Annotated in this window: 19 protein-coding genes and 1 pseudogene; 9 read left to right on the top strand and 11 right to left on the bottom strand. The window is 42.9% G+C overall.

From position 1 onward, the window contains the following. Positions 1-466: 466 nt before the first annotated feature. The 6 genes from BJP34_RS35495 (at position 467) to BJP34_RS35465 (ending at position 7,264) form a co-directional block, all read left to right on the top strand. Positions 467-1,285 (top strand): uroporphyrinogen-III synthase, encoded by an 819-nt coding sequence (locus tag BJP34_RS35495; RefSeq protein ID WP_070396397.1) that lies wholly within the window; start codon positions 467-469, stop codon positions 1,283-1,285. Positions 1,286-1,716: 431 nt separating this feature from the next. Further along, positions 1,717-2,199 carry a VOC family protein gene (locus BJP34_RS35490; RefSeq protein WP_070396396.1) on the top strand — a complete coding sequence of 161 codons (483 nt, stop codon included), beginning with the start codon at positions 1,717-1,719 and terminating at the stop codon, positions 2,197-2,199. A 19-nt stretch (positions 2,200-2,218) separates the two neighbouring features. Beyond that, entirely contained in the window at positions 2,219-3,112 is an 894-nt protein-coding gene (locus tag BJP34_RS35485) for a phosphodiester glycosidase family protein (protein WP_070396395.1), read from the top strand. 820 nt (positions 3,113-3,932) lie between these two features. Next, entirely contained in the window at positions 3,933-5,444 is a 1,512-nt protein-coding gene (locus BJP34_RS35480) for a GUN4 domain-containing protein (RefSeq protein WP_070396394.1), read from the top strand. A 477-nt stretch (positions 5,445-5,921) separates the two neighbouring features. Next, positions 5,922-6,908, top strand: coding sequence for an endonuclease/exonuclease/phosphatase family protein (locus tag BJP34_RS35470; RefSeq protein ID WP_070396392.1), 987 nt, complete (start codon positions 5,922-5,924; stop codon positions 6,906-6,908). Between the two features lie 8 nt (positions 6,909-6,916). After that, positions 6,917-7,264, top strand: a complete 348-nt coding sequence (locus tag BJP34_RS35465; protein WP_083305516.1) for a cupin domain-containing protein — start codon at positions 6,917-6,919, stop codon at positions 7,262-7,264. Between the two features lie 198 nt (positions 7,265-7,462). Here BJP34_RS35465 and BJP34_RS35460 read toward each other — a convergent pair whose 3' ends face one another. The 6 genes and pseudogenes from BJP34_RS35460 to BJP34_RS45310 all read right to left on the bottom strand — a co-directional run. Further along, on the bottom strand, positions 7,463-8,119 hold the full coding sequence (locus BJP34_RS35460) for a HEAT repeat domain-containing protein (RefSeq protein WP_070396391.1): 657 nt from the start codon (positions 8,117-8,119) through the stop codon (positions 7,463-7,465). Between the two features lie 166 nt (positions 8,120-8,285). Next, positions 8,286-8,639 (bottom strand): MarC family protein, encoded by a 354-nt coding sequence (locus BJP34_RS35455; RefSeq protein ID WP_070396390.1) that lies wholly within the window; start codon positions 8,637-8,639, stop codon positions 8,286-8,288. A 61-nt stretch (positions 8,640-8,700) separates the two neighbouring features. Next, entirely contained in the window at positions 8,701-8,898 is a 198-nt protein-coding gene (locus tag BJP34_RS35450) for an NblA/ycf18 family protein (RefSeq protein WP_070396389.1), read from the bottom strand. Positions 8,899-9,026: 128 nt separating this feature from the next. Continuing rightward, positions 9,027-9,281, bottom strand: a complete 255-nt coding sequence (locus tag BJP34_RS35445; protein ID WP_070396388.1) for a TIGR03643 family protein — start codon at positions 9,279-9,281, stop codon at positions 9,027-9,029. Between the two features lie 234 nt (positions 9,282-9,515). Then, positions 9,516-9,671: an orange carotenoid protein N-terminal domain-containing protein gene (locus BJP34_RS41895; protein WP_149031362.1), complete on the bottom strand. Its 156-nt coding sequence runs from the start codon at positions 9,669-9,671 to the stop codon at positions 9,516-9,518. A 203-nt stretch (positions 9,672-9,874) separates the two neighbouring features. After that, positions 9,875-10,046: pseudogene (locus tag BJP34_RS45310) on the bottom strand (transposase-like zinc-binding domain-containing protein); the annotation flags it as partial. Between the two features lie 471 nt (positions 10,047-10,517). On the opposite strand from BJP34_RS45310, the gene BJP34_RS35435 reads away from it, so the two are divergent. Together BJP34_RS35435 and BJP34_RS45305 are read left to right on the top strand one after the other, a co-directional pair. Continuing rightward, entirely contained in the window at positions 10,518-12,554 is a 2,037-nt protein-coding gene (locus BJP34_RS35435; RefSeq protein ID WP_070396386.1) for a zinc metalloprotease HtpX, read from the top strand. An 11-nt stretch (positions 12,555-12,565) separates the two neighbouring features. Next, a complete protein-coding gene (locus tag BJP34_RS45305; RefSeq protein ID WP_158517659.1) occupies positions 12,566-12,805 on the top strand; it encodes a hypothetical protein in 240 nt (79 codons plus the stop codon). Positions 12,806-12,955: 150 nt separating this feature from the next. Here BJP34_RS45305 and BJP34_RS35425 read toward each other — a convergent pair whose 3' ends face one another. Continuing rightward, positions 12,956-14,749 (bottom strand): sodium:solute symporter family transporter, encoded by a 1,794-nt coding sequence (locus tag BJP34_RS35425; protein WP_070396384.1) that lies wholly within the window; start codon positions 14,747-14,749, stop codon positions 12,956-12,958. 281 nt (positions 14,750-15,030) lie between these two features. On the opposite strand from BJP34_RS35425, the gene BJP34_RS49905 reads away from it, so the two are divergent. After that, a complete protein-coding gene (locus BJP34_RS49905; protein WP_267876455.1) occupies positions 15,031-15,159 on the top strand; it encodes a hypothetical protein in 129 nt (42 codons plus the stop codon). A gap of 106 nt (positions 15,160-15,265) precedes the next feature. Here BJP34_RS49905 and BJP34_RS35420 read toward each other — a convergent pair whose 3' ends face one another. The 4 genes from BJP34_RS35420 to BJP34_RS48220 all read right to left on the bottom strand — a co-directional run bounded on the left by BJP34_RS35420 (position 15,266) and on the right by BJP34_RS48220 (position 22,722). Further along, the gene (locus BJP34_RS35420) at positions 15,266-16,369 is read right to left on the bottom strand and encodes a hybrid sensor histidine kinase/response regulator (protein WP_070396383.1); all 1,104 of its coding nucleotides are present in this window, start codon (positions 16,367-16,369) and stop codon (positions 15,266-15,268) included. Positions 16,370-16,468: 99 nt separating this feature from the next. Then, positions 16,469-21,739: an ATP-binding sensor histidine kinase gene (locus BJP34_RS35415; RefSeq protein WP_229424185.1), complete on the bottom strand. Its 5,271-nt coding sequence runs from the start codon at positions 21,737-21,739 to the stop codon at positions 16,469-16,471. Positions 21,740-21,989: 250 nt separating this feature from the next. Further along, the gene (locus BJP34_RS41885) at positions 21,990-22,199 is read right to left on the bottom strand and encodes a hypothetical protein (RefSeq protein ID WP_149031361.1); all 210 of its coding nucleotides are present in this window, start codon (positions 22,197-22,199) and stop codon (positions 21,990-21,992) included. A 313-nt stretch (positions 22,200-22,512) separates the two neighbouring features. Then, positions 22,513-22,722 carry a hypothetical protein gene (locus tag BJP34_RS48220; protein WP_229424184.1) on the bottom strand — a complete coding sequence of 70 codons (210 nt, stop codon included), beginning with the start codon at positions 22,720-22,722 and terminating at the stop codon, positions 22,513-22,515. Positions 22,723-23,521 lie beyond the last annotated feature (799 nt).

The raw sequence follows: 23,521 nt of genomic DNA, 5'->3' as shown, positions 1-23,521 counted from the left end.
CAAACAGCTTTAATGAGATGCACCCGTAGGGAGTAGGGATGCAGCCGCTGATGGGCTAAACCCCATCAGCGGCTGCATCAAGACGGGGTAACAAAATTGAATGTACCTTATAAGTATGGAAAACGCTATATTAATTAATGTTTTTAATAGTTTCGCCCTAGGATGGTTATATATAATTTCCATTTGAGTTGTGAACATAATCTCTTAGGGAAAGGCAAGAGGCAAGAGGCAAGAGGCAAGATTTAATTAAGTATATAATAATTTTTGGTATTCAAAAAAACTGTAATTTTTTTTTAAATAAAATATATTTATAAATCTTATCTATAGGATTTATAAATATATCCTTAATATTAAGGCTATAGATAACAGTAAAAACTCCTTGGAGTTCTTGACTACTGTTCCCTGTTCTCTGTTCCCTGTTCCCTGTTCTCTGTTCCCTGTCTTGATATAGATTTACAATCCAAAGATGCACCCTCTATCTCCCTCCAATCAACTCCCTCTCTATGGCAAAAGAATCATTGTCACAGCACCAAGAATCTATGGGTCTCGGTTATCTCAACAAATCATTAACCAGGGTGGACTTCCCATAGTGATGCCAACTATTGAAACCTGTCTGTTAGGCAATTCCCCTGAATTAGATGCTGCTCTCAGACAAATTCATAAATTTGATTGGATTGCCTTCACTAGCCGCAACGGAATAGACGCTTTTTTTGAGCGCATGGCATCCTTGGGTATTTCTACATCTGTGCTGAAAAATTGCCAACTCTCTGCCATTGGAAAAGATGCAGAACGATTGTCTGATTTTGGAGTAACAGCTGATTTAGTTCCTGCCGAAGCTAGCCCAACCGGAATTGTTAGTGAATTGTCTAACTATCCAACTATTGATCAGAAAACTATATTAGTTCCTATTCCAGACGTGGTCGGGATACCAGAGCCTAATGTCATCCCAAATTTTATTTCGGGTTTACAGGAATTAGGCATGAAAGTCACTCCGGTATTGACCTATCAAACCCGAATTTTGGATCAAACTATCTATGATGTAGAATTAAATCTGATTAGTCAAGGCAAGATAGATGTAATTGCTTTTAGTAGCACCGCAGAAGTAACAGCTTTTTTGACAATGGTTAACTCCCCCCAGGATTATAACCATTGTGTCGTTGCTTGCTTTGGTCCCTATACCGCTGCTAATACTGAAAACTTGGGATTAACTGTTTCTATTGTATCCGAAAGTTACAGCTCCTTTGAAGGATTTGCAAATGCGATCGCAAACTTTTTTGATAGCTAACTTATCAGCTATCAGCTATCAGCTATCAGTTGTTTGGTTGAAAGTTTAAAGTTGAAGGTTCTCAGCTTGTCAGGTTGGCAGGTTGTTCGCGTAGCGTGGCCAAACGCGCCCCGCGTGGCCAATAGGCCAAGGCCAAGGTTTGCCCTCACTAAAAAGGTAGGATAAAACGGCAAAAAAATGGTTTAAAATATAGCCTATTATCGAAAAATAATTCATACCAATTTTTCGATTCAACACTTATTCCAATTACCAATTCCCCAAGCTTTATAACGTTTATCATAGCTATTAGGTACACAATATTTTTTCCCTCTTGCCTCTTGCCTCTTGCCTCTTGCCTTTTGCCTACTCCCTACTCCCTACTCCCTACTCCCTATTCCCTATTCCCTGTTCCCTTTGCTATATAATTAGCTAAGGTAAAATTAGGTGGGTGAATGGAAACCAATCAGCCCTCAGCCAACCCCAATACCCCTAATCTAGATGCGCTTCACATCAAGCGCCCCTGCTTGGTGGTTGCTGATCTCGAACGAGCATTCACCATTTACCGAGATATTCTAGGATTTAAGCTCGACTATCTGGCTGAAGCATCCCCAGACTCTTACCTCTACCCAGTGTTTCAGTTTCCCAAAACTGCTCAGCTCAAATTTGCATCACTCAGTACAGAAGACGAACCTAGAGCCCTGGCTCTGACCGAAGTCAAAGGAATTGAATTACCCACCCCTACCACTCCCTATCGTCTAGCACTGGTGGTCAGAGTAAAAGACCTCACCCTAACCATTGAGAAAATCCGTGAACTGGGACTTGACACCATTGAGCCCAATTACTTTACTAGACCACCAAACCTCAATTTCACTGAACAAGCATTCTGCGATTACGATGGTCATCGGATTATGCTTTATGATTTCAAATCCGGTTGACTAGTTTAGCAAAAATAACGTGAGAAAAATCCTTGGGCTGAGCTTGATTGCCATTGGTTTAGCGGTTGGGTGGTTATCTATCCGGAATCACCAGCTACCCGATGCCCTCTCTTCAGATGTTTCACCACCCCAGAAACAGATTAAATACCAATCCCATACTCTAGACTTTAGTGTGGTTCACACCTTATTAATTCCAGCTGATAGTGGATTTTCCGTTACTCCCGCCATATCGGAACAGTTAATCACCTTAGAAGATTTAGCCCAAAAGCACCAAGCTGTAGCTGCCATCAACGGCGGTTTTTTTGACCCAAAAAATCAGAAGACCACCTCGATTGTAATCAAGCAAGGGCAACTAGTAGCAGATCCCCGTCACAACCAGGGGCTGATCCAAAATCCCAACTTACAGCCCTACATGGATAAAATTCTCAATCGATCAGAATTTCGGCGATACCGTTGTGGGTCAACAGTCCGCTATGATATAACCCTACACAGTGAACCACCCCCCCCCGGTTGTCAATTATTAGATGCCCTAGGCAGTGGTCCGTTGCTGGTTCCACAAATTAGATCAGTAACCGAAGGTTTTGTAGCTGTAGAAAATCGGAAAGTCATACGAGATGCCCTAGGCAGCAGCCGACCCAATGCTAGAAGTGCAGTCGGTATTACTCCTGATGGCAGCATCTTGTTAGTAATGGTGGCTCAAAAATCAGAAGCTCCCAGAAATTCCGGTATGTCCTTCAGAGCCCTAGCTACCTTCCTGAAAATTGCCGGGGTGGAAAAAGCCATGAATCTAGATGGAGGAAGCTCCTCCGCTCTTTATTATAACGGCAAAACCATTTATGGCAGAGTGGACAAAAACGGAAATCGAATCAAACGAAAAATTAAATCGATTCTAATGGTTAACCAAGACCCGTGACTCGGACGGGGTGACAAACAGCCTTAAAAGCTTTACGGGGTGTGGGGTGTGGGGTGATGGGTGTAGGGAACCCACCCCTAACCCCTCCCAGGAGGGGAAAAATCAGGAGCTGGCGGAGTGGCGACGGGACGGTTAAATCAGGTTTCGGAGCGATTTTTATCCCTAGGCTCACTCCAAATTCGCTGTCTTGATGCAGTCGCTCATGGGGGAAACCCCCAAGACCGCGCTGCCTCCCCAAGACCGCGCTGCATCGCTTCTATTTTCCCCACACCCCACACCCCACACCCCATACCCTGTCTAGTTTTTAGCCTTGTTGTCACCCCCTCAGCCCGTGACTAGTCGGGAGTCGGGAGTCGGGAGTCGGGAGTCGGGAGTCGGGAGTCGGGAGTCGGGAGTCGGGAATCGGGAGTCGGAACAATCTGAGAATCTAATCAGTCCTTAATTATTATATAGCAAAGGGAGCAGGGAGCAGGGAGCAGGGAGCAGGGAGCAGGGAACAAACATTCTCTCAATTCCTACACGGATTGCTATATACCAGTTCTCCTCTTGATGAGGTACACAAGATTTTTTCCCGATTCCCTATTCCCGATTCCCTATTCCCGAAAATTAAAAACTTGTGTACCTCAGCTATTTTATATAGCGTTTATCGTAGCTATGAGGTAAACATTATTTTTTTTCTCTTCCCTCTTTTTTCTTTATTCTTATGAAGTCCCTGCTCCCTGCTCCCTGCTCCCTAAAACCCAGAAATTTGTACCTCACAAGTCGTAGAATTGCTATAAATGCTATAAGAAGATAAGAGATGGCATTAGTGAAAAAGTAAATGGCTAAGAAAGTAGCACTGCTGATCGGGGTTGATCAGTATGCCGAAGGTTTAACTACCCATCAAGCTGCCTCCCATGATGTGGCAGCAATGCAGCGAGTTTTGCAAGAGAAAACCCTAGGGGATTTTACTCGGGTAGAGTTGCTGATAAATCCCAATTTAGAAACCCTAAAAGAAGCAATTAAAAACGTATTTGACCAATGTGGTGTCAATGACTTAGCCCTAGTTTTTTTCTCTGGCCAAGGAATTATTAATCAGGATGGTAAACTGTATTTAACAACTAGCATCACGACTAAAGATAACCTTGAAGGTACTGCATTACCCGCTTCTTTGTTACACCAGCAATTGAGTCGTAGTGATGCTCAGCAACAAATAGTAATTCTTGAGTGTGATTACTATAGTGCTTCAGCTGACGGTTGGCTAACAGAACCTGTGAGTGTCAATCTCAAGGAAGAACTCAGTGCTCCAGGGCGAGCGGTTCTCACCTCCTCCACAACGACACAAACCTCTTGTAAACAGGAACCAGCTGATTGTTCCCTTTACACCCAGTACTTAGTGGAAGGTATTGAAACTGGTGCAGCAGACCGAGATGGGGCTGGCTTAATCTATGTTCGTGAATTACATAACTATGCCACCGAAAAAGTCCAGACTATTAAGCCCGAGATCGAGCCAGCTCTGTTTCTCGATAATAAAGGGTTGGATATTTTACTGACTATTTTAATGAATCAATACCCCAAGGATGATCCCGATAGTGAGTATCGCAAAATCGAAGCCAAGTATCGCAAAATTGTGGAAAACTATGAACGGTATGGTAAGATTCCTGACATTGTTCAATATACATTAAATCAAAAACACAAAGAGTTGGGGATAACTGTTGACCTACACCAACCTGACCAACTCATTTCTGATCAAGGCATAGACTACTCTAACTTGCGAAATTTACTAAGAGCCGGTAAATGGAAAGAAGCCGATCAGGAAACGTTTGCTCTCATGGTCAAAGCAGTTGATCGAGAAGAAGACAACAATATCGACCCTGAGTCAATCAAGAATTTTCCCTGCACCGATCTACACACCATTGAGCGGCTTTGGCTAAAGTATAGCAGTGGGCAATTCGGCTTCAGTTTGCAAAAAGAAATTTGGGAGAAGCTTGGGGGAAAACTTGATAGTGACGATAATAACGTTGATAAACTAGAATTCAACCGAAGCGTTTATGTTTTAAGTTCCTATTACAACCCCAACAGTATTTCCCGCAGTAATTATTTCCCTAACCTATTAGCCTATCAAACTCAGCTTTATCAACAATTTGGTCATCGTGTGGGATGGCGAGAGCGGAAAGGATTGCACCTCAGAAGACGATGGAAAAATTATGAAGACCTGACATTTTCCGTAATCTGGGCTCCAGTGGGTCACCTACCAACTCTGGTTGGTCGTGATGGCATGAATTTGGGAGTATTATCGATTTGGAGGATGAGGGTTAATTTATTCTCTCGCCTTGAAGAGTGTTGGTTATAGGATTTAAGCTTGTCCAACGGGTGCATCTCATATTTGTAACAAAGAACGGAGGTGTGGGGAGATGGGGAGATCGGGAGATGGGGAGATCGGGAGATCAGGAGATGGGGGAAATTTTGATTAAGCGATGCAGCGCGGTCTTGGGAAGGCAGCGCGGTCTTGGGGGTCCCCCCGGAGACGAAACCTGATTACGTTGAGCCTTTATGGTTGGTCGGCTATGCACAAAAGGGGTAAAACTTATTGATTAAGGCTCAACTGTCTTACGGTAACTTCTAACCATGAGCGACTGCCGTGGTTTCCCCCATGAGCGACTGCATCAAGACAGGGTAATTATCCTGACATGATTTAAGCCCTTGGTTGAACTTGTTACAAATCGCCTAAGCCTGCGAGGTTAGAGCAACTCCAAGAACAGAGAATCCCCGCATCTTTAGATGGGGAAATGCCAAGCTGGAGGAATAGCTCTCAACAGAAATAAGAATCATGCATCGAAACCGTTTCAAAGTTGGAACCTTTAACCTATGCAACTTAGTGCTACCAGATGTCCTATACTATAGAAAAAAGATATATACCCAAACAGAGTACACTCTTAAGACCACCTGGATTGGTGAACAACTGAAGAAGATGAAAGCTGACATTGTTGGCTTTCAAGAGGTATTTCATCAAGAAGCTCTCCAACAAGCACTGGCTCAGAGTCAAGTTTATGACAATGCCACCACTGTGTTCGCAAACCCTACGGGTAAAAGTCCAGTTGTTGCCCTGACCTCCAGGTTTCCAGTGCTTGAATACAACGTCATCAAAGATTTTCCCACTACGGCATGCCTGGATATCCAGGGAACAGACATCCCACTCAAGCGTTTTTCTCGACCAGTGTTAGAAGCACATCTCAAGCTGAGTGACACGATTGATTGTACAGTTTTTGTAATTCACCTCAAGTCCAAGCGTCCGATCATCCCCGATGGAGTAGACCGTAACGACCCAATTGAACAAGCCAAAGGACAAGCGAGATCTCTAATCCTCCGAGCAGCTGAAGCAACAGCTTTGCGGGTAATTTTGATGGATAAGCTACAGCACAGGGATCATCCGGTAATAGTGATGGGTGATGTCAATGATAGTGGTGTGGCTATAACTTCTCAAATTGTTTCTGGAGAGCCCCCTTTGAGAAAACTCTGGTTTCAGCAAAAGCAGATGATCTGGGATGTGTTGTTGTATTACGTCAAAGACATTCAAGCTCGACAAAACTATGGTGACTTCTACTACACCCACATCCATAATGGCCACCACGAGAGCCTAGATCACATCCTGGTCAGTCAGGAATTCGTGGTTCAAAATCCCAAACGTATTGGCAGAGTTGGGTATGTCTCCCTTTTCAATGATCATCTAATCGACGAAACCTTGAGTGACGAGAAAATTGAGACTTGGCAATCTGATCACGGACAGGTGGTTGTCTCCATTGAACTTGATTCATAAGGTGATGTATGAACACTGAAGAGATAGCTAACATTTTCAACTTACCTCCTGAACTTCCTACCGAAGAACTGTTTGAACCGTTGATATCTACCGAGAGCCTATTAATCGAGCGCATCATCTCCACTGGACAAACTACACCAACCGGAGAGTGGTATGACCAAGACCAAGATGAATGGGTAATCCTGTTACAAGGGCAAGCAACCCTTGCCTACCTTGACGGTTCCAGTGTCAAGCTCAAAGCAGGGGATTATCTATTTATTAAAGCTCATCAAAAGCATCGAGTTGAATATACCAGTGCTGAGCCACCCTGCATTTGGCTAGCCATTCATGGCAATTTGCAACAGAAGCAGACCTGAGCAAGATTCTCAGGACTTACCCAAAACTCGACTCTAAACACTATGATGCTGTAGCGTCGAGACCTGACGGGGTGACAAACAGCCTTAAAACCCTTACTGGGTGTGGGGTGAAAGGTGTAGGGAATGTTCCCTAACCCCTAACCCCTAAAACCTAACCCCTGTATGACTTTCAATTGGCTTGTTACCCCGTGAAGAAATCTAGAGAAGTCCCTCTAAAGTTGCACCGACAACTCGATAATCAGAATCTTGTCGCAGCTTCATGAGAGCATTTTGGGCTCTTGGGTCATCAAAATGTCTCAAGGTTATGGCTACTTGGGCACGAATTGCATCTTTAGAGGAGTTAGCTGCTTCAAGAAGAACCTCTAAAGCTGAAGATGCTTGACGTGTTTTTGCTAATTGCCCTAAATTAGCGATCGCTGATTCCTGAACTGTGATATCGTTCCCTTTAAGTCCCGAAATACAGAGCTTTAAAAATATTTCCGGGTGTTCAGTTACTTCTATTGCAGCAAGAATACTTTGCCTTACCAACCAATTAGAGTCTTGTTGGAATAGGTATACGAGATGGGAAATTGCCCGCTTACCATATTTAGCTAAAGAATTAGCTGCTTCAGCTCTGACATTATAATCTTTATCATGTTCGATTAAATCCAGTAATAACCCAAAGGCTTCCTCTGTTTGCTTATACCCCAAACCCATAGCAACAAAGGAACGAATTAGAAATTCTTGGTCATACATCCTTCCCTTGAGTAGGGGCACAACCAAACCAGGTTCATAGTGCCTTAATTCGGTAATAGCTTTCATCCGATTTTGAGGATTAGGGCTATTGAGATTAGTTTCAATCTGATGTAGTTCCATGGTAATATCTCAAAATGTGACTAATTTAAATTAATTGATTAGTAAACTTGGTTTTCAACTTCTGGAGGATTAGCTGCTAATCTTTGTTCAAATTAACCCTGATTCTTGTATACCAAAGGGAACAGGGAACAGGAAACAGGGAGTAGGGAAAAAGGAACAAAAATTATCACAATGGGATTAAAGCGATATCTTTTGCTTGATTTGGCTCTGGAGTGTTGGTAACAGTTTGATATTGATTAGTCTCACCAAATGTCCAAGCAGTACGAGCTATTAACAAGCCGCCAGCAATTTGCAATACCCCCAGAGAAATTCCCCAAAAGTCGAGAATTGCTTGACCAGTTACAAAGAAAAAGGCAATGATTGAGCTGGCATTAAGGGCTACTTTCTTAGCCTGTCCCAATCTTTGATGCTTACTGGCATTAGCTGTCAAGCTGTAAAAGATGGGTACTGCTCCCACTGGATTGGTAATGGTAAATAAAGCAATAAATGTTCCGAGTGCATAAGAAACTAATTGGGACATCACTTCTTTACTCTTACTTGAAACAGGAGTTTTGCCTCGAACAGCACTCGAATTTTAAATTTTAAAAATACAAAGGGATTTCGCTCATATTCCAATAATCTTTTAACAAGTCTTCGTACATATTGTCCTTGAGCATCATTTGTCGATAAAGCTCAATAGATAAATCCTGGGCTTGCTCTAGGGAGAGAGTCAGCACTTGATCGGCAAATATTCTTAAATTGAATTCTTGTTCTAGAGATAGTTGCTCGGAATATTTCATGGCTGACTTACCATTTGTTGTATAACAATATATTGATGCATTTATAAATTAGTTTAATTCTTTGAAAAATAATTTGCTAGGACTTAATACGGTAATTTAGGTAGTGAAATCCGTATAGTGTTGTTAACTTAATTCTTTTGGTTATTTGACTTGAAGCGACCTGCGGTAAAATCTCTTTTTCGGAGATGTTTGGTGTTACGTGCAGTGACTCTCTTACGCCACATCTTGAAGCTTGAAGTAGTCATGGAACGTCGCATTAATTGAATTACGTGTTTCTCTTGGAGACCAAACTGAACCTCAATTGCCTCAAATGGTGTTCTATCCTCCCAAGCCATTTCAACAATGCGATCAATACTTTGGTTGTCTAAGTTAGATATCTTCATTAACTTATGCTGATTTGAGTACAATGTATCTAGGGAAATACACTTATAGCAATTATACGACTTGTGAGGTACAAATTTCTGGTTTTTAGGGAGCAGGGACTTCGGAGCAGGGAGCAGCTAAGAGGGAAGAGGGAAGAGGGAAGAGGTAAGAGATAAGAGGGAAGAGGGAAAAAATAATGTGTACCTCATGAGTCATAAAAACGCTATATCTATTATTTGTCGATCAACTAATTGCTAAGTAGTAATTATCTCGGTTTTAATCTCCCGTTCAATTTTTAATTGAACAGTTGCACCGGGAGCCAGTGGAGTCACTAAACCTCTCATATTTTGGTAAAGGACCCACAAAAGTCCCAGTTGCTGATCAATGGATAGGCTCTGGATAGCTTCCACCGCCTTGGAACATCAAAAATATTGGAATAAGAGGGTTTGTCAGTAGTTTTGACCATAGGATTGTTTTTTATTTTGACGTGTTATGTAACTTAATGTAACGTAATGTAAACTGTTATTGCAACAAATTGACTTAACTAGGGAGGGGGTCTGGGGGAGCGATAAGTCCCCAAACCCCCTCGCTACTTAAACTACAACCTTGCTGCGTGAGCTTTTAGAAGCGTGGAGATTTTTCCCGGTTCAATCTGTGGCGCGATAGTAAAGAGTATCAAAGGTACAGGTAGTCTCTCGGCAAACTCGACAGTAATACCGTTGATGTCCAATGCTTGTTTTGACCTGTTTATGGGTCTTGTGATGACCACACAGAGGACATTCCATAGTATAGGGAGCATTTGTATATCAAAGTTATCTTACCACTCCCACACTTCCTTGAGGCACTACCGCAATTTGCAACAGCAGCAGACCTGAGCAAGATTCTCAGGACTTACGCAAAATTGGACTCTAAACCCGCTGATGGTAAGTGGGTCGAGACCGTTGACCCTACAAGTAGAGTTATTAAATTATTAAGTTATGTAAAACAGTTTCATAACTTAATTAACTACCCCTGATTACTTACTAGAGGTTACTGCTGTTATAGGGAAATGCGATCGCTATTTATTATCGTCACATTTTCCCTGAACTCTAGTAAATTTATATTTCCGAAATCACTCTAAATCAGGAAATTCTCTCCTTAGATGGGAATAGTTTATATAAGCCCAAAAAAAGCCAGACTACTTTTAATGACAGTTTATAGGACAGTTCATATAAGTGTAGGACCCGAGTGAACTAGGAGATGATCATAAGACGCCGATGTCACTAGAAAATGGATTAAATGCTCTCAAACAAAAACGTTATGCAGAGGCGGTGCAATGGCTAGAAGACTATTGCCAGTATTGCCAAAATTCTTTAGGTGAGCTTTCCGATCACCATTCTCAAGAGTATAGTCAAGCCCAAGCCGCTCTGGTGAAAGCCTATAGCGGTAATGGTGAGAACAAAAAAGCGATCGCCCTCTGTCGGAAGTTAGAAAATCACCCAAATTCCCAGGTCAGCAATTGGGCAAAAAAATGTCTGACCACCCTCACCTCAAAGTCAACAAAAACAACCCCAACAAAAACAACAGCGAAAACCGTGTCAAAATCCCGTCACAAAGCCGGAAGAGTGGCGCAAACTGGTATAAGGTTAGCCATGAAAGGCATTGCCGGTAATCTTGCCCTTGCCTCTGGTGTTACCATCTCTTTACTATTTGGGATGGTATTAGTATTAGCTCTGAGTTTGCTGCTAATCCTTAATAGTAACAATCCTGTTACTGGGTTAATCATCGCAGTTGCCATAACCCTAATTTTTAATGTTGCTGCCTTTTTCATCTCTCCCTGGATCATGGACTTAACCCAACGGTGGCTTTACCAAACCCGTTGGGTAACCCTAGCAGATATCCAGCGCTATAGTCCTGAAAGCGCAGAAGTGATTGAGCGGGTTTGTCAAGAAAAAAATATCAAACAACCTCGATTGGGTATTATTGATGACCAAAATCCCACCGCGTTTACCTATGGTTCCCTACCAAACAGCGCTCGTTTAGTCGTTAGTCAGGGTTTATTTACTTACCTTGATGATGATGAAATCGCCACAGTTTATGCTCATGAATTGGGGCATATTGTCCACTGGGACTTTGCCGTAATGACCTTAGCGGCGACTTTAGTACAAATCACCTACCTGATCTATTCTTTCGCCAGACGGATCAGTCGCGGCGGTGGTAACAGTAAAGGCAAAGATGCTGCTCAAACAGCAGCAATGGTAGCTTATGTGTTTTACATTATCGGCACTTACTTGGTGCTGTACCTATCCCGAACCCGAGAATACTATGCTGATCACTTTGCTGCTGAAACTACCGGTAACCCAAATGCTCTATCACGAGCTTTGGTGAAGATTGCCTACGGTATCGTCGAAGAAGGGCAAGGAGCAAAAGAACCCAGTAAATTGATTGAAGGAACCCGCAGCCTCGGCATTTACGACCATAAAGCTGCTGCTTCTACCGGTACCGCTTATCGTATCGCCTCAGACTCCCAGAAAGTCGGGCAAGTCTTTCTCTGGGATATCTTTAACCCCTGGGGTTGGTGGATGGAGTTGAATTCTACTCATCCCCTAACCGGTAAACGAGTCCGCGCTTTAACTACTTATGCTGAGCAAATGGACTTAGAGACTGAATTTGATATGGCTACTGTAGTCCGAGAAGGCAATCAGCTCAGTAAGAAAAAGCTCTATGGTAATTTTGCCGTGGATATTGTATTGTTCAATGCTCAATTCATTGGTAGTATTACTGGTTTAATGATTGCTTCTATCGTCTTGAGTTGGACTGCTCAAGTAACAGTATTGCCAAGCTTTATGCTCTTTGGCTTTGCTGTGGGAACCTTGATTAAGACCCTGGTGATGTACCCAGATTTCAAGCAATCGTCTCGATCGGATATCTTCACCTTAATGTGTGACCCCTACGCCAGTCCTTTGCGTGGTCGTCCAGTCAAACTCCAAGGTGAGTTAATTGGTCGCGGCGATGCTGGCTATAAATTTGGTTCCGATCTCAAGCTTCAAGACCGCAGTGGGATGATTTATACCCGCTATGCTTCTCGCTTTGGTCCAATCGGTAACTTCCTTTTTGGTGGGACTAAGGTGCAGAACTTAATTGGCTCCCAAGTCAATGTAGTTGGCTGGTTCCGCAGAGGAATTGCCCCTTGGCTAGACTTAATCCAGTTGGAAAGCAATAACACCACTGTCAACAGCTACCACCGTTTCTGGTCATTGACTGTTGCAGTTGGAGCAATTATTTTGGGTTTTGGACTTTTCTTTGTCCTCTGATATCATCTCCGGTGGTTTCTGGAGTCGGGAGTCCAGAGTTGGGAGTCGGGAGTCGGGAGTCGGGAGTCGGGAAAGAGAGGGAAGTGTGGGAGGTGTGGGGAGATGGGGAGATGGGGAGATGGGGAGATGGGGAGATGGGGAGATGGGGAAATGGGGAGATGGGGAGATGGGGAAATGGGGAGATGAGGAGATGGAGAGATGGGGAGTCAGATGAAAACTTACATCAAGACAATGAGAAAAAAAGTATTTAAAAATACTAAATTAATCTCAAACTAATTCTTCCCTCTCCTCCCTCTCTCCCCACACTACCCCCTCTCCCCACACTCTTCTCCCGATTCCCGATTCCCGATTCCCGATTCCCGATTCCCGATTCCCGATTCCCTTTGCTATACTTTAAAACTTCACTCTACTCTCACCTCTTTTGATAGGTGTCTAAACCAATTAAAGTACAAACAAATAGATAGGATAATAAATAAAAACAATAGGATACCAAAATTATCCCAACGTTTCATCATCAACATGATTCCCATTAAAAACAAAACTATCTGCCAAGGAATTCCGATCAATGTAGATAGAATATCCCGCCGATTTTCGTTCCTGATTTTTGCCTGACTATTAGCTGGGAGGTTTTGACGGATTACTCCCCAAAATCCAAACGGTCGAGTGACTCGATAGAAATTATCCATTACCTCCCGGTCAGTTGGCTCAGTTAAAAATGTCCCTAGAATACATCCTAGTAATGAGCAAATGCTGGGAATGAGAAACAGCGCATATTCCTGAAATTGGGCGTAATTTAAATTGGGTAGTACTATTGCCTTAGTTAAAATAGCCGCTACCATCCCCGCCACCGTCCCAAGGGCAAATCCATATCCATTAAAGCGCCACCAGTACCATCTCAACACCAGAGGAATAGACAGTCCAGCACCTAGTCCCAGGGTTAGCCATCCCCAAATGTCATTGATATTGGTGATATTGAAACTAAATAGCAATCCCACCACTACAATTAGAGTTGATGCCCAGCGGCTTTGAACAATTAGTTGTTGGCTAGAGGCTTGGGGATTGATATAAGCTTGATAAATATCCTTAACCCAGTAAGCAGCACTAGCATTGATGATTGAGTCAAAGGTAGACATAGCTGCTGCAATAAAACAAGCGATCAGCAACCCTTTTATCCCCACTGGCACATATTCTGCGATCACCGTTGGTAAGATAAGTTCAGGGTCAGCAATTACTGCTTTAGTGGTTCCGTAATGGATACCCAATACTGCAAAGGCTGTAACCAAGGGCCAACGAAAAGAAAGCAAGATTATCCAAAATAGCGACAGTAACCCAGCTTCGCGATCGCTTTTAGCGGCAAAATAGCGTTGGATCATATAGCCACCCCCGCCGCCAAAGCCTACCATAATTTCTTTGAACAGATAGAATAAAATCACGCCACCGAACAAGTTGAATATGGCATAGTCTCCCGGTAGCTCAACTGCCATTGGGGGCGAGATGCTGCTCCACTCCGTGAAATTCCAGGTTTGCAATTGCTCAGCCCCAGGAATCGAGACCGAGAAAGTATCCGGGATAGTTGCCGTAGAGAATGCGATCGCACAAATATAGATAATCGCAATAAAAATCAAAATACCTTGAAATACATCCGTCCATACCACCCCGTAAAAACCGCTAACAACCGTGTATACCAGGGCGAGCAAAATCAAAAATATCGAAGCATAGCGGTCATCAATACCCAGAAATTCCCCCAGGAATTTGCCCCCCCCAACCGAAAAGTAACTCATTGAGCCAATAGCAAAGATAATATTAGCAACAGCACTTATGATCCGAGCCGTATTGCCTTCCCTTCCTGAGCCGAAGCGCAAGTGCATCCATTCCGCCAAAGTCATCACCTTTGCCCGTCGGTTCCACTTGCCCATGAATATCATAAAAATAGCCATAATTAAGACAACGCCACCCCGGATTTCGATGAAAAATCCCTTCGTTCCCAGAGCATAAATTAAAGCGCTGATCACCATCGTGCCAGCCAAGTCAGTATTGGACGCCATTCCAGAAGCCCCCAAAACCCACCAGGGCAGATTACGATTTCCCAAAAAGTAGGATTCTATACCCTCAGATGCTTTCCGTTGAAGAATAACCCCAAAAACGACTATGCAAATCAGGTAAATAGTAACAATGATGTAATCAACTGGATGCATGAATTTTATGATCAACGATTAAGGATTCAAGACTCGGCTTGGGCAATCACTACTGGGGTGATCTCGGAAAAATCAATGGCGACAGGTGCGACCCGTGGCGAATTTAATTCGCCACGTAAGAGCGCACCTAAAGAAAGTTTGGCATGATATCAAGTCCGAAGCGCATTGATATTGTATAACACAAGAGTCTTCGACAGGTGTTGAGGCTATGGACTCTTAACACCAATAACAAATGACAACGGACTTTTGAGCAAACAAACAAAGACGTAAGCATGCAGCTAATGCGCTACGCGCATACGGCGGATTGCATAACTATCAGGTACACAGGATTGTTTTGGCACTTCCGACTTACCTGCTCCCTGCTCCGAAGTCCCTGCTCCCTCAAAACCCAGAAATTTGTACCTAATTGAATTGCAAACCGCTGTATGCTTACAGCATACTTGATATTATAGATGAACCCTGAAAAATTCAAGTTTAATAATTAAACTTTAGTAATCAACAATCAACAATTAATCCTTAAATTGATAATTTTCCTGGAAGTATAACATGGACAATTGTTTGTATTCCTGGGGAACTGGTTATGTTTAATTCCCCACCGTGTAATTCAGTCAACAGTTTGGCAATGATCAAGCCTAATCCAGAGCCTTGTTGCTCGTAGAGTTTACGATCAAATTGCATATAGGCTCCGAGTTTAGCAATTTGAGTTGGTGTCATGCCTCGTCCCTGATCGATCACCAAAATATTTAACTTATTATCCTGGAAATAACTCTGAATCTTAATCGGCTTACCAAGGTCGGAAAACTTCAAGGCATTATCAATGATTTCTTCAACAATTTTAGTAAATTTTGATTGGGAAATCTTGACAACTACTTCTTGCAGTTCTAAGTGCAAATCGTCTTTCCGGTTTACCTTCAGACATTTTTGGATAGCAAGGTCTTGGATAATTGTTCTAGTAAAACTTTGGTCTCCATAATCAAGCAGCTTCCTGGCTTGCTTAGGTTGTTGCTCGATGCGCGTTAGTTCTGCATAGAGTAAAAAATTATGGGTGAGCCGATATAAACGTTCTCCAGAGACACGGATTTCCTGAAGCATTTCCATAGCTTCACCCCGCTCTATGGTATCATAGTCCTCTATCAGGAATTGGGCAAGATTCAAAATGCCATTGAGAGGAGTACGCAACTCATGAGGTAGTGCATGAGTGATGTTATCGCGCAATTCATCGACCTGTTTTTGAGATTCTTGCTCAACAGCCATCTGCTTGGCTAAGCGGGTTGTGATTGCTCCTAATAATTCATCTCTAGTAAATGGCTTGGTCAGATAATCATCTGCGCCCAGTTCCATCCCCATACGCAGATCAGATTTCATAGATTTAGCCGTAAGAAAAATTAAGGGAATTGTCTGGGTGGATGGAATTTCTTGTAACTGAATCATGACACCGTAACCATCCAGTTTCGGCATTTTAATATCGCAAATAATCAAATCAGGACTTTCATTATTTGCCAATTCCACACCGATTTCACCATTTTCTGCTTCAATAACATCGAAATTTTCAGCCCGAAGTATCTCCACAACAATGGTACGGATATCTTCCTCATCTTCAATAACTAAAATCTGCGACATATATCAGTTCCTCCTTCAAACCTTAACATTTAGAAACGCTTTTCAAAACCAAGTTAAACTAATCCTTTCTTCTAGGCATAATCATAATTCCTATTAGGATCAATTGCCAACTGCCAACTGGCAAACAGCTCTCGGTCTTTGTACTTGCTCTGGTGCTGCAGCAGGGGAGTACAGTGGAATTGTGACAGTAAACGTTGTGCCAATACCGACTTGGCTATTTACCGTAATTTCACCACCGTGTACTTCCACAGACTGTTTGACAATTGCAAGTCCGAGTCCAGTTCCTGGAATATTGCCCACATTATTGCATCGATGAAATGACTCAAACAGTTGCTTTTGGTCTTCTTCTGGAATACCAATACCCTGGTCTTTAATCTTAAAGGTAACCTCTTCTTGCTGACAAATCAAGTCAAAGTTTATGGTGCTCTCATTAGGGGAATATTTAGTAGCATTTGATAGCAAATTTCTCAAGATATGTCTGATAATTTGTTCATCGAAATCAGCCTCTGGGCATTCACCTTGAATAACAAAAACAATGGTTTGTTTGGTGTTAAGACCTAGTTCTATCTCTTCGACTAAGTCACGGCAGAAGTCAAATAAATTCAATGGTGCAGGGTTGAATTTTAGTTTTCCGGCATTGGCTTTATTGACTAGCAACACGTCATCCAACATGTGGAGCATATGTTTGACATTAGCTTGAATCCGATCTAGATAGTTTTGTTTTTTCTCCTCATTCCAATTTTGGCTGTAATATTTGAAAATTTCAGTAACCCCCATAATACTAGTTAGGGGGGTGCGGAACTCGTGGGAAGTCATAGAGATAAATCGAGATTTGAGTTCAGTGAGTTCCTTTTCTCTTTCCAGAGATTTGCGAATCTGTTTTTCAAGTCGCTCCCTAACTTGAACGTCATGCAAAGTCTGGTAAAGCGTGGCATTTTCCAAAGAAATTGCGGCTTGATTACACAGAAGGCTTAACACTTCTACGTGTTCATTGGTAAAATTACCAGAAATTATATTATTTTCTAAATACACCATACCAATCAGATTGTCTTTCCGCAGAAGTGGCAAACACACAGCTGACTTTGGCTGATGCTTTTTGATGTATATATCCTCAGCAAAATTAGAGTTATTAACCAGATTATTTAAAATCAAGTGTTCTTTAGTGATAGCGACATAATTAATTACCGTTCTGGGCAAGTGCTGAGTAATGGTTACTGGAATTGACTGCCTTACTGTTACGCCATTATTAACCACTGAACCGGCTGCCTCTATCATCAGTTTATTTTCTTTTGGCAAAATGATAAACCCCTTTTTTGCCCCAGCATTAGTTAGGAGAAGCTGCATCAACTTGTCCAGTAAATTATCCAAAACGATTTCTTCTGAAATGGCTTGAGATGCCTTGATCACGTCAGAGAAATCCAGGGCGTTTAAACTTAGTGTTATCGTTGAGTTGGTTATGGAATCTAGTGGAACTTCCGTTGTTGGTTGGGCAGTAATTTTGCTAAGGAGTTGGGGGTATCTTGATTCTAAGTCTCTCACTTTTGCCACAGCTCCCCAGCGACTGTATCCATAGTAGGCATCAGTCAAGTAAGCCTGGGCGATCTTTGATTTGCCACAAGATAGATAAAACTCTGCAGCTAGTTCATTGGCCAGTGCTTCTTCCTGGATATAGTGCTGCTCTGCTGCTCCTTCAATCCCTTGGTCATAAATTTCCATGGCTTGCCAGTGCTGCCCTAAAACTCGTGCTTTCTCTGCCTCCACTAGCTCGTACTTATGTTTGAAGTTTGATGGAGCATGGTATGCCCAGGTTTTCATGGTTTCCTGATTAGCTGCGACTTGGGTCAGGTATTCACCTTGCTGCTGTGGCTCGACATGGGGATAGTGAGCCAAAAGCCCTAGAGAATAGTAGAAATTGTGCTCAGCAACAAGAATCAAGCCAGGGACAGATTGTGCGTATTGCTCTGCTGCCCTGGCCTGAGCAATAGCTTGCTCGGGTTGTTTAAACCAATAAAACAGAATGGATTTGGCAAGATATAGATAAAACAGAGACGTTCCATTATTCTGTTCTATTAAAATGGGAAGCATTTCTAATTCATTAAAGTCTTCCCCAATTAACTGACAGGGATCGTCAGATTTACTGAGTAAATTTAAGGTTAATTGTTTGCCGATTTTAGCATAAATAACATGATAGTATAGCTTCATTTTTTGCAGCCACTCCAGATACTGCCTATACTTCTGAGCAGCAAGGTCGAGATCATCTCCCACAAAAAATAGGTTGGTACAGTAGTTGAGGGCAGCATAACCGGAATAGGTTATTTCTCCGATTTCAAGACCGCTGTTAAACGCCTCTAGTAATGGGTCTAGGGTTTCCTTGAGATGCTCTTTCCAGTGTCTGATATGACCGTTAAAAACATCTAATACTATTGATTTGAACTCCTTAGTATCGAATTGCTCTAACAGTATCAAAGACAGTTGACCAAATTTATAGCCACCATCGATATCTCCCATAAATCCACACAGGATTATGGCGTAATCAATATAGGTGTTCGTGGACAGAGGTGAATTGCCATGGTTGATACATAGACGGATTTGTGTAAATATCAGCAGTGGATAAAATGCCGGATTACCAATAAAAGCAGCATTTCCTACAGAGTGTAATATCCCCATGGCCGCTAGTTTAGTGAGGTCAGTCATTGTTGGTAGGTCAGCCAAATCCTCAGTAATCAGGTCTTTGGGAGGGTATTGCTCCAGTTGAATCCCGAGCATGTCCAGAACCTGTAGCCCCGTATCCAGGGCGACTTGCATTTGGTTTTGAGCAATATAAGCGTGGATTTTTAGTTCATAGACCTTGACTTGATCTAATTGGGTTTTGGCTTGTTCCAGAGCCACTCCAGCCAAGAGGTTTGATTGCTCAAAATTGCTGTTGAGGTATTCCGCTTCCACCACTTCTAGATAGAAAGCGAAGCTGAAGTCATAGTTGTCAGCCCAGGTATCCGCTGCGAGGAGTCCTAGACCTACATTCAGATACTTGAGAGCGCTGGCATAAGCTGCTGCGGCCTTGGCTTTCTGACCCGCAGTCAGATTGAGCTGAGCTAGCTCATCTTTTTCTGACTGAGCGGTGAGTAAGTCCGTGCCAAAATTGAGTTGGTTAACTAAAGCAAAGATATTCTCTTCCCGTGCCTCTGGAGTGGTATGGTTCAGCAACAATTTGCCAATTTTTAGGTGGGTTGCTTGTTGGTGGGATTCGGGAATCAGAGAGTAGGCGGCTTGCTGCACCCGGTCATGTAAAAATTTGTAGTTAACCTTGACATCACTAAGCCCAAAATCTGCGGATTCTTCTTGTTCAAATAGCAGAGGAATTTTGTAACTATCACTCAACGGCAGAATCAAACCGATCTGTAGTGCCTCCCAGAGCTGAGCAGCAGTGATAATCGTTGAGTCTTCATTGACAATGGCTAGCATCTCTAAGTTAAACTGATTGCCCAGACAAGCTGCCAATTTTAAAACCTGCTGGGTGGTTTCTTGTAGCTTGCCAATACTTCTGGCAATCAGTTCCACCACATTATAATCGGTGATGCCAATGGCTTGAATTTGATCAATATTCCACTGCCAGCTGCCACTGGTGACGTCATAACTCAGCAAGTTTTCTGAGTACAGGGTTTTGAGCAGTTGGGTCAAGAAGAAGGGATTACCTTGGGTTTTATGAAATAAAAGCTCTGCTAGGGGTTTGGTCTGGTTTTCTCCTTGGGTGTCATTGAGAGTATCAGCTACTAATTGCTGAACGTATTGTTTCTGTAACGGCTCAATCGTGATCTGATCTATGACCGAGTCAGTTTCTTGAATTTTATCAATGGTTTGAATCAAGGGATGAGTCGGACTGACTTCGTTATCTCGATACGCTCCTATGATTAATAAATAGTTGCGATCGCAGTTCGTCATTAAGGTCTGGAGCAACGTTAATGAGGCTAAATCTGCCCACTGTAAATCATCAAGGAAGAGCACCAGGGGATGTTGGGGTTGGGCAAAGACACCGATGAATTGTTGAAACACCCGTAAAAATCGGTTTTGGGATTCCGATGGTCCGAGTTGCGGCACTTCAGGCTGTTGACCGATAATCAGTTCTACTTCCGGAATGACATCAATAATGACCTTGCCATTGGCACCGAGAGCATGTAATAAATTCTGTTTCCAAATCCCTACTGTTTGAGCGGGTTCTGTCAACAGTTGCCGAATTAATCCCCGAAATGCGTCCAGCAGAGCAGCGTAAGGACTATTGCGCTTAAACTGGTCAAATTTACCACCAATAAAATACCCTCGGGCTTTGACAATTGGTTTATGAACTTCATTGACTACTGAGGTTTTACCAATCCCTGAGTAACCGGATACCAGCATCAACTCAGTGGCTCCAACACTGACTCGTTCAAAGGCCTCCATCAGGGTGGCTACTTCCCCTTCGCGACCATAGAGTTTTTGAGGAATTAGCAGTCGGCTGCCGATGTCATAGCTTCCCGGAGTGAAGGTTTCAATTTTTCCAGTGGTTTGTAGCTGGTATAGACAGCTTTCTAGGTCAACCTTTAGTCCAGCAGCACTTTGGTATCGGTCTTCAGCATTTTTGCTGAGGAGTTTCATCACAATCAATGAAACTACTTCACTAATTTCTGGATTAAGCTGATGAGGAGGGATAGGATATTGAGCCAGATGATGGTGAATCAATTCCATGGGATCGCTGGTGATAAAGGGTACCCGATCCGTTAGCATTTCGTAGAAGGTGGCACCTAAGGAATAGAAGTCGCTGCGGTAGTCAATGGAGCGGTTCATCCTCCCGGTTTGCTCCGGTGAAATATAGGCAAGAGTGCCTTGGAGCCAATTAGGATTCCTAGTGGTGGGATTCTCTAGAGACAGGCGGGAGGCAATGCCCAAGTCAGTAATTTTAACTTGTCCTGTTTCCGGATTGATGATGATATTAGAGGGGTTAATATCTTTATGAATAATCGGGACCTTGTGCAGCTCATCCAAGGTTTCTACTAGAGAAATAGCGATCCTCAGAAACTCCTTTAGATTAATGGAGTGAGAGTTGATAAACTGCTTCAGGGATTGACCCCCAAAATCTTCTAATATCAACGCCAACCCATTATTATAGTTTTCCAGACCGTAGCATTTGACAATGCCTTCACAATCAATAGCTTGGGAGATTGTATATTCTTGTCGTAAGTTGCTAATCTCTTCAAGGGAGGGATAGTCCGATTTAATAACTTTAACAATAACTGGTCTTCGCTGTTGCTGGTGATAGCCGCGATAAACAACTGTACTAACACCAGCTTCTAGTTCTTCTAGAACTTTAATTTGAGATTTTGGTAAACTTAACATCATCGCCCCCTTGAAGTGTTTAGATATAGTAATTGTGATAGCTATATGTGATAGCTATATTGATTTAATTTTGTTTGATTTTGTTTAATCTTGAGGTGCGACCCGTGGCGAATTTAATTCTTAATAGGTCAAGCGCACCTAAGTGATGGCGCTTCTGATTTGGCTCAAGTTCTGTAGGGTTGGCAGTGCACCAGAAAGATTGGGTGCATCTCATATTTGAAAATTTTTCGTAGGGTGCGTTAGGGGGGGGTTCTCATTTTCCGCCTCGTAGCCAGGGTTGGCAGCGATGCAGCGCGGTCTTGGGGGTTTCCCCCATGAGCGACTGCATCAAGACACAGCCCGCCCCGTAACGCACCACCGGGTCAAACAGCAAAAATGAGATGCACCCGAAAGATTCACAAGCTTGCAAAGTTAAGTTCATGTAGTAGTTCAGTAGGGTGGGCAGTGCATCAGAAAGATTCACAAGCTTGCAAAGGGCATTGGTAGGCACTGCCCACCGTAGGATTAATCACAATGGTGCAAGATCTCGGTTAAACCCAACGTTTTACATCCAAATGCAACACCGAAGCAGGGATTGAGACCTTCGATACAGCATAGTTTCCTAAAGCCTATTTTAGGGATTACATCTCTAGAGTTCCCGCAAAGCCTACTCAGGTAACAGTCAGATCACCTCCAGTTAATCACTTGGTTTATAGCAGTTCTCAATTGGGTGAGGTACCTGATCAGGGTGTTTTAGGGAGTAGGGAAAGATAGGGAAGTGTGGGGAAATGGCAAGATCAGGAGAATTTTCGACAAGGGATGCGCTGCATCAAGACAATGACTAACAATTGGTTAACTGCCTTCAAGGATGGTTCGATAAATTTTGCCAAAATCCTAAATATTCGTCGAAAATTATCCCCATCTCCCCATCTCCCGATCTCCCGATCTCCCGATCTCCCGATCTCCCGATCTCCCGATCTCCCGATCTCCCGATCTATTTTTGGCAAGAATTAAACAGCCCTGCTTCCAGGAGGGGAAAAGAGGGAACAGGGAAAAAATCCTGTGTACCTGATTAGGCTATAAACCGCTATCTAGCTTTTTTAAATAGGTTATGAACAATCTTGCTAATTTTTAATAACATCAAAAAATCCTCCAAGCTTTTTACTACTGCTACCTGCTCCCACCTCCGAAGCTGCCTTTTAGCATAAATACTATGTTCACAACTCAAATACAAACGCTATAGCGTTTATTCCACTTATGAGGTACAGTCTTCTTTAGAGGATATCTCCCAAGTTTTTTTATACTGAATTTTGCCCCCCTAGCCCCCCAACTTTGGGGGGAACAAGAGTCAATTTGCTTCTAAAAGTCTCCCGCCCCCCTAACCCCCCAATTCTGGGGGGAATTAGCGGATGCTTCGCTTTTTTACAGATGGGGACCAACGGGGGCTTGGATGTAGCAAATGAGACTTCTCAGACAACCTCTTAGACCTCTTGCAAAAGTATTTCGTGGTATTATTTAAAATTTAGTAATTTTTGATTTAGTCTACGCTTAAGACTAACCAATTTGCTTTGTACTCTCTTTGTATATAAGCCTAGTACACAATAGATCTAATTTTCCCAAAACTTTATAGTATAACTCAAAATATTTTTGCAAGAGGTCTTTTGAGGTTGATTCCCTGTCTTCATTAGGACTTACGCATTTGCCCCCGTTGGTCCCCCAAGCGAGGGATTGCTCGCTTGGGGGACTTTGACATCATTACCCCCCAGAATTGGGGGGCTAGGGGGGCGAAATAAACTTCACCGCGTA

The sequence above is a fragment of the Moorena producens PAL-8-15-08-1 genome, assembly GCF_001767235.1.
GTDB classification, from domain to species: Bacteria; Cyanobacteriota; Cyanobacteriia; order Cyanobacteriales; family Coleofasciculaceae; genus Moorena; species Moorena producens_A.
The sequence above is the reverse complement of the archived record's forward strand: the minus strand, read 5'-3'. Positions and strand labels throughout refer to the sequence as shown.

What these genes read in the sequence shown, in the direction of transcription:
- BJP34_RS35495 (WP_070396397.1), top strand. Translation starts at nt 467, where the DNA reads ATGCACCCTCTATCTCCCTCCAATCAACTCCCTCTCTATGGCAAAAGA.
- BJP34_RS35490 (WP_070396396.1), top strand. Translation starts at nt 1,717, where the DNA reads ATGGAAACCAATCAGCCCTCAGCCAACCCCAATACCCCTAATCTAGAT.
- BJP34_RS35480 (WP_070396394.1), top strand. Translation starts at nt 3,933, where the DNA reads ATGGCTAAGAAAGTAGCACTGCTGATCGGGGTTGATCAGTATGCCGAA.
- BJP34_RS35470 (WP_070396392.1), top strand. Translation starts at nt 5,922, where the DNA reads ATGCATCGAAACCGTTTCAAAGTTGGAACCTTTAACCTATGCAACTTA.
- BJP34_RS35465 (WP_083305516.1), top strand. Translation starts at nt 6,917, where the DNA reads ATGAACACTGAAGAGATAGCTAACATTTTCAACTTACCTCCTGAACTT.
- BJP34_RS35460 (WP_070396391.1), bottom strand. Translation starts at nt 8,119, where the DNA reads ATGGAACTACATCAGATTGAAACTAATCTCAATAGCCCTAATCCTCAA.
- BJP34_RS35455 (WP_070396390.1), bottom strand. Translation starts at nt 8,639, where the DNA reads ATGTCCCAATTAGTTTCTTATGCACTCGGAACATTTATTGCTTTATTT.
- BJP34_RS35450 (WP_070396389.1), bottom strand. Translation starts at nt 8,898, where the DNA reads ATGAAATATTCCGAGCAACTATCTCTAGAACAAGAATTCAATTTAAGA.
- BJP34_RS35445 (WP_070396388.1), bottom strand. Translation starts at nt 9,281, where the DNA reads ATGAAGATATCTAACTTAGACAACCAAAGTATTGATCGCATTGTTGAA.
- BJP34_RS35435 (WP_070396386.1), top strand. Translation starts at nt 10,518, where the DNA reads ATGTCACTAGAAAATGGATTAAATGCTCTCAAACAAAAACGTTATGCA.
- BJP34_RS35425 (WP_070396384.1), bottom strand. Translation starts at nt 14,749, where the DNA reads ATGCATCCAGTTGATTACATCATTGTTACTATTTACCTGATTTGCATA.
- BJP34_RS49905 (WP_267876455.1), top strand. Translation starts at nt 15,031, where the DNA reads ATGCGCTACGCGCATACGGCGGATTGCATAACTATCAGGTACACAGGA.
- BJP34_RS35420 (WP_070396383.1), bottom strand. Translation starts at nt 16,369, where the DNA reads ATGTCGCAGATTTTAGTTATTGAAGATGAGGAAGATATCCGTACCATT.
- BJP34_RS35415 (WP_229424185.1), bottom strand. Translation starts at nt 21,739, where the DNA reads ATGATGTTAAGTTTACCAAAATCTCAAATTAAAGTTCTAGAAGAACTA.